The sequence below is a fragment of the Oricola nitratireducens genome (genome assembly GCF_014904745.1).
GTDB lineage: Bacteria > Pseudomonadota > Alphaproteobacteria > Rhizobiales > Rhizobiaceae > Oricola > Oricola nitratireducens.
Map to the genome: position 1 here is coordinate 64,787 of NZ_JACZCS010000021.1, position 12,569 is coordinate 77,355.

At 63.6% G+C, this 12,569-nt stretch carries 9 protein-coding genes; 6 read left to right on the forward strand and 3 right to left on the reverse strand.

Translation table 11 applies throughout. The annotated features are described in order from the left end of the window. Positions 1 to 2 precede the first annotated feature (2 nt). The 4 genes from IG169_RS11460 to IG169_RS11475 all read left to right on the forward strand — a co-directional run bounded on the left by IG169_RS11460 (position 3) and on the right by IG169_RS11475 (position 6,204). Positions 3 to 1,916 (forward strand): AAA family ATPase, encoded by a 1,914-nt coding sequence (locus IG169_RS11460; protein ID WP_193176343.1) that lies wholly within the window; start codon positions 3 to 5, stop codon positions 1,914 to 1,916. 69 nt (positions 1,917 to 1,985) lie between these two features. Continuing rightward, positions 1,986 to 3,284, forward strand: coding sequence for a DUF6638 family protein (locus IG169_RS11465; RefSeq protein WP_193176344.1), 1,299 nt, complete (start codon positions 1,986 to 1,988; stop codon positions 3,282 to 3,284). A gap of 2 nt (positions 3,285 to 3,286) precedes the next feature. Then, on the forward strand, positions 3,287 to 4,390 hold the full coding sequence (locus tag IG169_RS11470) for a DUF2333 family protein (RefSeq protein WP_193176345.1): 1,104 nt from the start codon (positions 3,287 to 3,289) through the stop codon (positions 4,388 to 4,390). Between the two features lie 134 nt (positions 4,391 to 4,524). Next, entirely contained in the window at positions 4,525 to 6,204 is a 1,680-nt protein-coding gene (locus tag IG169_RS11475) for a formate--tetrahydrofolate ligase (RefSeq protein WP_193176346.1), read from the forward strand. 32 nt (positions 6,205 to 6,236) lie between these two features. On the opposite strand, the gene IG169_RS11480 is transcribed toward IG169_RS11475, so the two are convergent. The 3 genes from IG169_RS11480 to IG169_RS11490 form a co-directional block, all read right to left on the reverse strand. Continuing rightward, the gene (locus tag IG169_RS11480; protein ID WP_193176347.1) at positions 6,237 to 7,766 is read right to left on the reverse strand and encodes a pyruvate kinase; all 1,530 of its coding nucleotides are present in this window, start codon (positions 7,764 to 7,766) and stop codon (positions 6,237 to 6,239) included. Between the two features lie 113 nt (positions 7,767 to 7,879). Continuing rightward, complete coding sequence (locus IG169_RS11485; RefSeq protein ID WP_193176348.1) at positions 7,880 to 8,194, reverse strand: DUF4342 domain-containing protein; 315 nt, start codon at positions 8,192 to 8,194, stop codon at positions 7,880 to 7,882. A 124-nt stretch (positions 8,195 to 8,318) separates the two neighbouring features. Beyond that, the gene (locus IG169_RS11490) at positions 8,319 to 9,077 is read right to left on the reverse strand and encodes an extensin-like domain-containing protein (RefSeq protein WP_193176349.1); all 759 of its coding nucleotides are present in this window, start codon (positions 9,075 to 9,077) and stop codon (positions 8,319 to 8,321) included. 305 nt (positions 9,078 to 9,382) lie between these two features. On the opposite strand from IG169_RS11490, the gene IG169_RS11495 reads away from it, so the two are divergent. Together IG169_RS11495 and IG169_RS11500 are read left to right on the forward strand one after the other, a co-directional pair. Next, the gene (locus IG169_RS11495) at positions 9,383 to 11,608 is read left to right on the forward strand and encodes an anthranilate synthase (RefSeq protein WP_193176350.1); all 2,226 of its coding nucleotides are present in this window, start codon (positions 9,383 to 9,385) and stop codon (positions 11,606 to 11,608) included. Positions 11,609 to 11,645: 37 nt separating this feature from the next. After that, entirely contained in the window at positions 11,646 to 12,560 is a 915-nt protein-coding gene (locus tag IG169_RS11500) for a cation diffusion facilitator family transporter (RefSeq protein WP_193176351.1), read from the forward strand. The last annotated feature ends 9 nt before the right edge of the window (positions 12,561 to 12,569 follow it).

Sequence of the window (12,569 nt, forward strand, 5' to 3'; positions counted from 1 at the left end):
GCATGGATATCGGCCTGACCCGCATCGACGAGGACGACATCGCCAGGCACCGCGCGACGGCGCAGAGCTTCGTGACGCGGATCATCGTCATGGAGGATGCGGGCGACAAGTCCGGCACGGCGCTTGCCGGCACGGGCCGGCGCTTCGTCTCGACGGTCTCGACGGGCGGCGTGCGCCGGACGCGCGAAGTGGAACTGATGAAGCAGATCGGCGCGGTGCGTCCCGACGACCAGATGCTGACCCCGGTGCAGCATAATCTGCTGTATCGCACGCGGCGCGGTATCGCCGTTGCACTCGCGGTCGCCGACGTCTTTGCGCGCCAGACGGAGCTGGAAAGCCTGCAGGCGCGCAACCTATCGGCGCCGCTGCAGGGCGACGACGCGGTGCGCTTCAAGACGCTGGTCAACGCGGCGGCCTATGTCGCGGCGTTCACGCTGGCGGCCTATCTGCTGCAGATGCTCGATGGCGGGACCGAGCCGGTCAACGATCCCGACGAACCCGAATTTTTGTTCGACACGGCGCAGGACGCGTTGAAGTCGATGGTCGCCGGTTTGGCTAAAGCCATCGACGGGGCGGCCGACGAGACGACGATGCTGCAGCGGGCAAAAGCCTTCGCTCGCGTGTCCGTCGACGGGCTGCTCGGGCGGCGCGGCCGGTTCACCGGGCTTGGCGCCTTCGAGAACAGCCATATCCGTATCGAGGCGGACGATTTCACGCTCGACGGTTTCGACGTGGCGCCCGGCCAGCGTCGCAAGCCGCTGGTCATGCAGTTCAAGCAGCCGAACGAGATCATCGGCAACCATATCGCCAAATACCAGGCGACGAAGCTCGCCAAGATGCTGGTCGCCTATGATTTCGACCGGCAACTCAATCCGTTCGTGGACCTCGGCGGGTTTCTCTTCACCTTCATCGGCGACGGCGCGCCCGGCACCGGCAAGACGATCCTGATCCAGATGATCGCCGGCTTGATCAACGGCTACTGCGACGTCGCCGGTTACCCGTTCCACTACGAGAATTTCGGCGTCGACCAGATTTCCTCCTATCAGGGCAAGTCGGGTCAGAACTGCAAGGAATTCGTCAACACGATCGTCAATCCGAAGGCGATCGGCTTCGGCACGATCGACGATATCGACCAGGTCGCGGCGAAACGATCCGATGACCGGGCGTCCGCCGGCCAGCACGAGGTGACGGGCGTGCTGATGGAGAGTTTCGCCGGCGCGACGACGGTCGTGCGCGGGAACTGCTCCTTCGGCATGTTTTCCAACTATCCGGAGAATGTCGACGACGCGCTGCGCCAGCGTGCCGGGGCGCGCTGGCTGGTCGACGGGCCGCAGACCGAGGACGATTACATCGACATCTTCGTTCTGCTCGCCGGCAAGAACCATTCGATCCCGCTCGGCGACCATGATCTCTATGCGGCGCAGGCGATCAGACAAGCCGTCGCCACCGCCTATGAGGGCCATGACCGGCCAAAGGAGGACGGGCTGCTGGCCGTCTACGAGCGGTTCATGGAGGAGCGCGGCGAGCCGAAGACGATGGCGGATGTCGGCGATTATCTGCACCGCATCAAGCTGGCCGAGCCGCGCATTACCGGCCGCGCGATCAAGAACATCACAGACGCGATCAAGATGCGGGCGATGGACATCGACCTGCCGGACGAGTGGTTCGAGACGCCGGGGGCGTTCATGCACAAGCCCTATGACGAGAAGAAAGCGATGATCGAGGAACTGCGCGGGCCGTTCACGATGGCGATGGTGATGCAGGAGATCAATCGCTATGCCGATTCCGAATTCCGCTACACCGACAAGTCGGACGCCGCCGCCGTCGCGACCATCATCCGCAACGAGCGCCTGCGCGAGCGCGCCGCGCGTGAGATCGCGGAACTGAAGGCGAAGGGGCTGTGGAATGGTGCGTAGCCGCCGACCCCGTTCCTTTCAAAACAAAAGGCACAATCTTCCCGCGGGCGGGAAGATTGTGGGAGGCGCATGAAACGCCTCTACGACAACGACCTGATCTACGGGCGGCTGCTGGCGGTGAATCAGCCGCATCTGGTCGAGCGCTACAACAAGGCGCTTGCCGCCTTCGGCCTGCCGGCGACGGCACTGACGGAATTCGAGGTCGACAAGACCGGTTTCTCGCCGCAGGTCGCCGACGAACTGGGCGATCCCGACTATCTCGATCCCAACGGCGTCAACCGGCGCTTCATCATCCTGACGCCGTCGCAATCGACGCTTCCGGTCGTGCATACGCGCTTTTCCAACACCGAAGCGCTGATGTACGAGTTCTTCACCTCGAATACCCGCGCGATCAACGCCCTGACGATCAAGGACGTGATCTATGGCGAGATCGAGGACAATGTCGCGAAGGTCGAGGACATCGAGGACCTGCTGTCGATCCAGCAGGTCGAGTTCAAGGTGCTGTCGGCCGACGACGTACTCGGCAAGGCGGCCGAATTGCGCACGCTGGTCGACCGGCTGACGAACCAGCCCGACGCCTGGCGCGACGATGCCATGCTCGAGCACATGGTCGACCTCGCGAAAGTGGCCGGCGACATCCGCGAGAACCAGTTGGTGCCCGACAAGGTCGTCTTCCGGCACGATGCGTTCTGGACCAGCCATTTCGGCGGCTGCTACGTGTTCGTCGACGAGAAGATGACGACCGTGATCTGCGATCCGAATGCGCCCGGGTTCCGCCGCTCGCGTCCGTGGCAGGTCAGCTATCTGTCCATTCACGACGAGCGGCAGGTCTACCGTTTCCTCGCCGAGACGGGTCGGATCGATCCGCCGCGCGCGTCATGGCTCGAAACCTCGGGATTTCTGGAACACCGCGCCGAAATGGCGATCCGTGCGCTGCTGAGGGAGGCGGAGCCTGGCGCGATCCTCAACCGGATGGACGCGGTGTGGCTGCAGACATGGATGCATCGCAACGCGGCCCTGATTACCGAGGACGGCGTCTATCCGTTCCTCAACAGCGTGAAGCGCGAGATCGCGCAGTCCGGGCGCATCGAGATGAACCGGATCTCGGACCATTTCAGGTTCCTCTTGGCGCGCGCCCGGCCCGACCACAAGGATGCCTGGCTGGTGAACCGGCTGATCACCGAATATGTCCCAAGCGACTTCGTTTCCCGTTATGTTTTCAACAAGCAGGGATTCTATGATGACTATACCGGTTACGACGAAGCGTTCCGGCAGCATGTTGTTGAGACGCTGAAAAGTACCTATCTGACCGACAAGGCCGCTTTCCGGAAGCGGCTCTACGGTCTCGAGACCACCACGGGGAACTGACCATGCTGGATCCGATCATCGCCTTCTTCACGCGCCTCTTCGAGATGATCGGCCGGGCGATCGGCACATTCGTCGCATGGCTCTTGTGGCCGTTCCTGGCATTCGGCCGCTGGTACAACCGGCGCGGCTGGATGATCAAGGCGCCGGTGATCCTGGTCGTGCTCGCATTCGTGCTGGGCTACGGCCACTTCTTCTACGCGACCCAGTTCTGGAATAATTACAATCCCGACTATGCGGAGACATACGAATTCGCGAGCAAGAATGTCGGGGCGGGAACCAAGCTCAGCGACGGAAGCTGCGCGCCATCGGCGATCGTGCAGGTAGCGGCCGATCTGATCGACTTCAACGTCAACCAGAACGACTGGGTGCCGTCGATGCTGCTGTCGAAGGTGGGCTTCTTCGGGCTGGACTGGAAGGACACGCCCTTCATGGACAACAAGGCGGCGTTCCAGCTTGGCGTGAACCAGGTGCTGCGCCGCACGTCGGTGGAACTTGTCGACCGGCTCGGCCGGGTGCGCGGAACGTCCGGCATCGACCAGAACCTGCAGGACGCGCGCCAGAACCTCGCCTATACCGAGGACCTCTGGTATTTTTCGCTCGATCCGTTCGGCCCTAAGTCTCCGACGCCGACGTCCTACCGGACGGCGCGGCGCAAACTGCTCGATTTCAATACCGACCTCGCGAAATGCACCGCGAATTTCGACGGCCGTCCGGACAATCTGCTCGAATTCCTCGACCGCATCACGTCGGATATCGGCTCGACGTCGGACATCTTGCGCCAGCGCATGGAGGCATCGAATGCCGGCTGGTTCGATCCGCGCGCCGATGACCGGTTCTGGTTCACCTATGGCCAGCTCTATGCCTATCAGGGCATCCTGTCGGCGGCGCGCGCCGATTTCGAGGATGTCTTCACCAACCGCAATCTCGACCAGGTCTGGCTCAGGACAGAAGACCAGCTTCGCGCTTCGCTCAACATGACGCCCTGGATCATCTCCAACGGCAATGAATCGAGCTGGATCATGCCGTCGCATCTGGCGACGATGGGCTTCTATCTGCTGCGCGTTCGCGCCAACCTGGTGGAAATGCGCGACATCCTCGCCCGCTAGTAATCGCGCGGTGTCGCAAACCGCGCAATGAACGGCCAAATCAAGATTGCCGACCCGTAGTGAACCTGCGCTCTATACGCGCACAAATCGGCGGTGAACCACCCGTCGTTGGCAGGATCACTACGGGGAGCACCATGGCCGAATTCAAGACCGACATCGAGATCGCGCGCGCAGCGGACAAGAAACCGATCCAGGAGATCGGCGCGAAGCTCGGCATTCCCACAGAACATCTGCTTCCCTACGGCCATGACAAGGCGAAGGTCTCGGCCGAGTTCATCGCCTCGGTGAAGGACCGGCCGGACGGCAAGCTGATCCTGGTCACCGCGATCAATCCGACGCCGGCGGGCGAGGGCAAGACGACGACGACGGTCGGCCTCGGTGATGGTCTCAACCGCATCGGCAAGAAGGCGGCGATCTGCATCCGCGAAGCCTCGCTCGGCCCGAATTTCGGCATGAAGGGCGGCGCCGCCGGCGGCGGCTATGCCCAGATCGTGCCAATGGAGGAGATGAATCTGCATTTCACCGGCGACTTCCACGCCATCACCTCGGCGCACAACCTGCTGTCGGCGATGATCGACAACCACATCTACTGGGGTAACGAACTGGGCATCGACGAGCGGCGCGTCACGTGGCGGCGCGTCATGGACATGAACGACCGCGCGCTGCGCGATATTGTGGTCTCGCTTGGCGGCGTCTCCAACGGCTTTCCGCGCCAAACCGGTTTCGACATCACCGTGGCTTCCGAAGTCATGGCGATCCTCTGCCTGTCGAAGGATCTCAAGGATCTGCAGAAGCGGCTCGGCGACATCGTCGTCGCCTATCGCCGCGACAAGACGCCTGTCTACTGTCGCGACATCAAGGCCGACGGCGCGATGACCGTGCTTCTCAAGGACGCGATGCAACCGAACCTCGTGCAGACGCTGGAGAACAATCCGGCCTTCGTGCATGGCGGGCCGTTCGCTAACATCGCGCATGGCTGCAACTCGGTGGTCGCGACCACGACGGCGCTGAAGCTTGCCGACTATGTCGTGACCGAAGCCGGTTTCGGGGCCGATCTCGGCGCGGAGAAATTCTTCGACATCAAGTGCCGCAAGGCCGGGCTGAAACCCGCCGCCGCCGTGATCGTAGCAACGGTGCGCGCCATGAAGATGAATGGCGGCGTCAAGAAGGACGACCTCGGCAAGGAGGACGTCGATGCCGTGAAGAAGGGTTGCGCCAATCTTGGCCGGCACATCGCCAACACCAAGGGGTTCGGTGTGCCGGTGGTCGTCGCGATCAACCATTTCGTTTCCGACACCGACGCCGAAATCGCGGCCGTGAAGGAATTCGTGGCGCAGCAGGGCGCCGAAGCGATCCTGTGCAAGCACTGGGCGCAGGGCTCCGCCGGCATCGAGGAGCTGGCGCACAAGATCGTGGCGCTGGCGGAAAGCGATGTGGCCAATTTCTCGCCGCTCTACCCCGACGAGATGGGCCTGTTCCAGAAGATCGAGACCGTCGCCAAGCGCATCTACCATGCCGACGAGGTGATCGCCGACAAGTCGGTGCGCGAACAGCTCAAGGCATGGGAAGCGGCCGGCTACGGACACCTGCCGGTCTGCATGGCGAAGACGCAATATTCCTTCTCGACCGATCCGAACCTGCGCGGCGCGCCGACGGGGCATTCGGTGCCGGTGCGCGAGGTGCGGCTGTCGGCTGGAGCCGGCTTCGTCGTCGCGATCTGCGGAGAAATCATGACCATGCCGGGCCTGCCGCGCAAACCGTCGGCCGAAGTCATCCGGCTGAACGACGAGGGCAATGTCGAGGGCCTGTTCTAGGGAAACGAGGGCGGCGCGAGCCGCCCTTTTTTCTACATCGGCTGGGCCCCGCGCCAGGATGTCAGCGCCGAGAGACGGGCCGATTTCTTGAACTGGTGCCGGTCCATGCGGCGCAGGATTCCGGCGAGGAACTGGATCGTCTCGACGATGTAGGGTCCCTTGTTGAGCATCACGCATTCGGCGCGCTGGCCCATCGCCGCGTCCGTCACCTCGGCGCGCGACGGCGCGCCGGATTTCAGCAGGGTCTCCAGAACCTGCGTCGCCCAGACGACCGGAACATGCGCCGCCTCGCAGAGCCAAAGGATTTCTTCCTGGACCTCGGACAGGCGCTCGGTGCCGACTTCCATCGCGAGATCGCCACGCGCGATCATGACCGCGACCGGCTGGCGGGCCCCGGCCTGAACGATCAGGCGCGGCAGGTTGCGCACGGCCAGGCCGGTCTCGATTTTCAGCAAAAGCGGCTGCGGCGGGCGGTCGCCGCGGTGTTTTTTCAGTTCGGACGATAGCAGACGGACGTCTTCGGTGCGCTGGATGAAGGAACAACCGACGATGTCGGCATGCGCGGCCACGAAGGGGAGATCGGCCCGGTCCTTTTGCGTCAACGGTTCGATTTCGAGATCGATGCTCGGAAAATTGATACCCTTTTCCAGCTTCAGCTTTTCGCCCTTGTCGCGCGCTATCGTCACCTCGAACACGATGCCGTTGTCTCCGGCCTCCGTGACGCGCGCACCGATCTTGCCGTCGTCGATCCAGACCAGGGTACCCGGCTGCAGCTTTGCGATGATGTGGGGAAAGGTGATCGTAATCGCCGGCAGTCCGTCTCGGCTGCCGTCGGGCGTTGACAACAACCGGAAGCGATCGCCGCGAAAGAGCCGCTTGCGGCCGGCGAAGTCAATCGTCTCGATGCGGCATTTCGGACCGGCAATATCCATGACGATCGGGCATGTGCGGCCGGCCTTCTTCGCCGACGCGCGGATATTGGCGATCATCGCGGTCCAGACTTCCGGGCCGTCATGGGCGCAATTGATACGAAAGCAGCTCGCTCCGGCTTCCATCAGGGTATCGACATAGGCGGGGTCATGAGCGCCGAGTTCCGGCACGGTGACCATGATTCGGGTTTTGCGTTCGCCGGGGAAATCGCCGAAAAACAGTTCCTGATCCCTGGTTATCGTGTCGAGGCCGACGGTCAATTCGGCCGGATCGGGCCAGTTGGCCGGCCGGCCGCACAGACCGTCGAGTGTCGCCGCGACCGCGGCGATCGACTGCCGCGGATGGGATTCGGCGCGCCCGAGCGAGGACAGGCCCAGCGCGGACAGATCGTTCTGAAGCTCGGTCAGGTCGCGCTGGCGCGCGGCAAGATAATAGGCAAGGTTTTCCGCTCCGGTGCGAAAGGCTTCGCGTTCGATCGCCGGTTCCCATTCGGCGAATATCCCGGCGCTGTCGGCATCTATCTCGGCCATGCGCTCGCGCAGAAGCCCGCGGCAGGTTTCGATCCTGGCGTTTCCCGGCGAACATTCCCCGCTTGGCAAATCGTCGGCGTTTTTTGTTATCGTTTGGCTCATTCGGTCCGGTTCTCCGCGGTTTGGATGCGACCGGCCGCGCACGTCTTTCGGCCGCGGGGTCGGGCCGAAAGGTTACTCGCCTTCGATATCGTTTCCATGACGCCCGAACGGAATCACGATCCGGCGGGCTTGTCGTCGTCGGAATTATCGTCGACTTCGCGGACGACCTCGACCGTTACATGGGTGACGAGCGCGGCGATGACGCCCAGAATTGCAAGCCAGGGCGCCGCAAGCGCGACAGCGCCGCCGGCCACGACACCGATGGTCAGCGGCGTTTCGAGCACGATGTCGCCGTCGGATGCCTTGATGCGAATCTGGCGGACATTGCCTTCCGCAAGCAGATCCTTGACCTTCTGCACGAGCTGGTCGCCGAATATCTCGATTTCCTCGGTGAATGTCTTCTTGCTCTTGTCATCCTGGGTATCCATGGGAGTTTACCTTCCGTGGTTATGGATCCGTGATTGCGCGAGCCTCATAGCAGGATGGAGGTTTGGTCGCGTTGACTCCTGTCAAATCACCTTCTTTGAGGCATCGGCGTCATACGGAGGGGCATCACTGGCAGAGGCGGTAGCCGTGGTTGCGTCTGGCGAGATCGATATGCAGATGGTTGTCGTGAAAGGCGTCGGATCCCGGTCCGAGGACCGTCGTGAAATGCAGGCACGCACCGGCGCGGACGGCCTTCTGGAACGCTTCCTCGCGCGATCCCTTTCGTTGTTCCGGCATCACGGACAATGCGCCATGTCCGTCGAATTCGAACGTGCTGATATCGATCGCGGTGCCGCGCGCATGCTCGGAGATTTTCGCGCCCGGCTGGCTGTTGCGCGTCCGGCAGACATAGGTGGACGCCTGGCGCAGGCCCGTCAGCCGGACATCCTTGCCGAAGACTTTCGCTGCAGGGCCGACGACATCGCGGACCCAATGTGCCGCTGCGAGCGCGGTTCGGCAGGTTATTTCGGTCTCCGGGCGGATTTCGATGCCGGGCGCAAGCCGGGTGACGTCATAGGTCGCCGACAGTCCGCAGGTTCCGGGTCCGTCGATGGCATCGCGACGCTCGAAGACAGCGCCGAGCGCCTTCAGTTCCGCCTCGCAGGCGGCAAGGGCGGTCTCGTCCGGTTTGGGCGGCGCGGGATCGGGTTCGGCGGGCTTTGGAGTAACCGGTGGCGGCGTTTCACTGTTGGTGGCAGCCGGATCTTGACCGGATAGCACAGCGGGCGGCGTGTCGCGCGGATTGGGCGAGGGGACGGGAACATCATCCGGCAGGCCGGCGGCGATCAGGAGGAGCGCCGCCGGAATGATCAGGAATTCGCGCATCGTTGTCCTGTTCGTCAGAGAGAAACCGGGTGCCGGTTCCCAAACGTGTTATGCAGTCGCGGCGCCCGGTCCGGTCAACCTCATGCTGTCATGGACTGGTGTCAAATTTTTGGATTGCACAGGAATGAGACCGGGATTAGTTTGCGCGCCATGACCAATGGCAGCGCAGTAACGAAACTCTGGTGGTGGCCCCGCTTCTAGGCGGAGCTGAACCATGGCTGCATGTCAGAAATCGGAACCGCCAAGTGCACACCAGCGCCTTGGCGGTTTTTTGCTGTCCGGCGCCGAATGAAAGGACAAGGACAATGGCGAAAATCGAGCAACCGGAGAGCGAGGGACAGTCGCCCGCGAAGGCCGACCTGACCTATGTGACACGCGGTGGCGTGACCGTGCGGCGGTTTCGCCGCGACGCCGACTACCGGACCGCGATTTCCGACTACACGGACCTCCTCGACAGCCAGCCGGGCGTGATCCTGTCTTCCAACTACGAATATCCGGGTCGCTACACGCGCTGGGATACCGCGATCGTCAATCCGCCGGTGCTGATATCGTCGCATCAGCGCAAGATGACGATCGAGGCGCTTTCGGAACGCGGCAAGCCGCTTCTGACGATGATCGAGAAAGCGCTCGACGGCGCCGAACACATCGCCGGGACGAAGCGCACAAGCGGTACGCTCGAGGTCAGCATCGCCGAGGCTGCCGCGGTTCTGATGGAAGAAGACCGGACGCGCGCGGCAAGCGTGTTTTCCGCGCTTCGCGCGATCGTCGACCATTTCCATTCCGACGATGACAGCGATCTCGCGCTTTACGGCGCCTTCGGCTACGACATCGCGTTCCAGTTCGATCCGGTCGAGCAGAAGCTTGCGCGCGATCCCGGCCAGCGTGATCTGGCGCTGTTCTTTCCGGACGAGATCCTCGTCGTCGACAACCATGCCGCGAAAGCCTGGATCGACCGCTACGAATTCACCGACGGTGATTTGACGACGGAAGGGCTCGACGGAACGGTCGCGCCGCAGCCCTTCGTCAAGACCGACACGATTCCGCCGCGCGGCGACCATGTGCCGGGCGAATATGCCCGCCTCGTCGAAAAAGCGAAGGACAGTTTCGCGCGCGGCGACCTTTTCGAGGTCGTGCCGGGGCAGGTGTTTCACGAGCGCTGCGAAACGAACCCTTCCGCGATCGCGCGGCGCCTGAAGGAGACCAATCCGGCGCCGTATTCGTTCTTCATGAATCTGACCCGCAACGAATTCCTGATCGGCGCGTCGCCGGAAATGTTCGTGCGGGTGACCGGGCGGCGGATCGAGACCTGTCCGATCTCGGGAACGATCCGGCGCGGCGAGGACGCGATCTCGGATTCCGAGCAGATCCTGAAGCTGCTCAATTCCAAGAAGGACGAATCCGAGCTGACGATGTGCTCGGACGTCGACCGCAACGACAAGAGCCGGGTGTGCGAACCCGGAACCGTGCGGGTGATCGGGCGGCGGCAGATCGAGATGTATTCGCGGCTGATCCATACGGTCGACCACGTGGAAGGGCGGCTGCGCGATGGCATGGACGCCTTCGACGGATTTCTCAGCCATGCCTGGGCTGTCACGGTCACCGGCGCGCCGAAATTGTGGGCGATGCGGTTCATCGAGAACAACGAGAAGAGCCCGCGCGCCTGGTATGGCGGGGCGATCGGCATGGTGAAGTTCGACGGCGACATGAACACCGGCCTGACCTTGCGCACCATCCATGTGCGCGACGGCATCGCGTCGGTGCGCGCCGGCGCGACGCTCTTGTTCGATTCCGTGCCCGAGGACGAGGAGGCCGAAACCGAACTGAAGGCGTCGGCGATGCTGGCGGCCATTCGCGACGCGAAGAAGGGCAACGCCGCCTCGACGGTGCGCGAGACCGCCAAGGTCGGCCTGGGCGTGAAGATCCTGCTGGTCGATCACGAGGACAGTTTCGTGCACACGCTGGCGAACTATTTCCGCCAGACCGGCGCCGAGGTTCGCACGGTCCGCACGCCGGTGCCGGAAGCCGTGTTCGATGCGTACAAGCCGGATCTCGTGGTGCTGTCGCCCGGGCCGGGCATGCCGGCCGATTTCGACTGCAAGGCGACGATCCGCAAGGCGCGCGACCGCGACCTGCCGATCTTCGGCGTGTGCCTCGGCCTGCAGGCGCTCACCGAAGCCTATGGCGGAAACCTGCGGCAGTTGAACCTGCCGATGCACGGCAAGCCGTCGCGCATCCGGATCAACCATCCGGGAAAGGTGTTTTCCGGCCTGCCGAAGAACATCACCGTCGGCCGCTATCACTCGATCTTCGCCGACCCGTCGCGCCTGCCGGACGACTTCGTCGTCACGGCGGAAACCGAGGACGGCGTGGTGATGGGGATCGAGCACCGGAGCGAGCCGGTCGCGGCGGTGCAGTTCCATCCGGAATCGATCATGACGCTCGGCCAGAACGCCGGCATGCGGATGATCGAGAATGTCGTCGCCCATCTGGTCGACACCAAATCGCGGCGCAAGAGCGACGCGGCGGCCTGACGGGACGCCAAAGCGCGCGGGAACGGGAACGAAACGCATGCCATACCGGAGACAGGCCTCGCTCGTGAGGCGCCTCGCGGCGACGTCGATCGCCGTCGCGCTGATCGTCATGGCGATCAAGTTCGGCGCCTGGTGGCTGACCGGCTCGGTCGCGCTCTATTCGGACGCGCTGGAATCGATCGTCAACGTGATCGCGGCCATCGCGGCCTTCGCGGCCATCTCCTATGCGCAGCGGCCGGCCGACACGGACCATCCGTTCGGCCATTACAAGGCGGAATACATGTCGGCCGTCCTGGAGGGCGTGCTGATCGTGCTGGCGGCGCTGCTGATCCTGCGCGAGGCGGCGACGGCGCTGATGAGCGGCGAGGCGGCGATAGCCGAGCCGGGCGCCGGCCTCGGGCTCAATCTCCTGGCGGCGATCATCAACGGCGTCTTCGCGACGATCCTGATCCGCATCGGACGCGGCGCCAGATCGCCGGCGCTCGTCGCCGACGGCAAGCATATCATGGCGGACGTGGTGACCTCGGCAGGGGTGCTCGGCGGCCTCGTGCTGGCGCTCGCGACCGGCTGGCTGTGGCTCGATCCGGTGCTGGCGATCCTGGTCGCCATCAACATCGTGCGCGAGGGCTGGCACGTCATCTCGGAATCGCTGAACGGGCTGATGGACCGGGCCGTCGACGGCGAGGAGGAGGAGCGGATCCGCGGCGCGATCCTCGCCAATGCCGGCGGGGCGATCGAGGTGCACGACATCCGCACGCGCTCGGCCGGGCCGCTCACCTTCATCGAGTTCCACCTCGTGGTCGACGGCGCGATGACGGTGGAACAGTCGCACGCAATCTGCGACCGGATCGAGGACGGATTGCGCGGCGAAATGCCGGGCGCGCGCGTCGTCATCCACGTCGAGCCCGACTACAAGGCCAAGGACGAGGCTCTCAAACTGGAACAGGGCTGAATCTCGACA

Bases quoted from the DNA above. Each gene is read 5' to 3' on its own strand.
- IG169_RS11460 (WP_193176343.1), top strand. From the start codon at position 3: ATGGATATCGGCCTGACCCGCATCGACGAGGACGACATCGCCAGGCAC.
- IG169_RS11465 (WP_193176344.1), top strand. From the start codon at position 1,986: ATGAAACGCCTCTACGACAACGACCTGATCTACGGGCGGCTGCTGGCG.
- IG169_RS11470 (WP_193176345.1), top strand. From the start codon at position 3,287: ATGCTGGATCCGATCATCGCCTTCTTCACGCGCCTCTTCGAGATGATC.
- IG169_RS11475 (WP_193176346.1), top strand. From the start codon at position 4,525: ATGGCCGAATTCAAGACCGACATCGAGATCGCGCGCGCAGCGGACAAG.
- IG169_RS11480 (WP_193176347.1), bottom strand. From the start codon at position 7,766: ATGAGCCAAACGATAACAAAAAACGCCGACGATTTGCCAAGCGGGGAA.
- IG169_RS11485 (WP_193176348.1), bottom strand. From the start codon at position 8,194: ATGGATACCCAGGATGACAAGAGCAAGAAGACATTCACCGAGGAAATC.
- IG169_RS11490 (WP_193176349.1), bottom strand. From the start codon at position 9,077: ATGCGCGAATTCCTGATCATTCCGGCGGCGCTCCTCCTGATCGCCGCC.
- IG169_RS11495 (WP_193176350.1), top strand. From the start codon at position 9,383: ATGGCGAAAATCGAGCAACCGGAGAGCGAGGGACAGTCGCCCGCGAAG.
- IG169_RS11500 (WP_193176351.1), top strand. From the start codon at position 11,646: ATGCCATACCGGAGACAGGCCTCGCTCGTGAGGCGCCTCGCGGCGACG.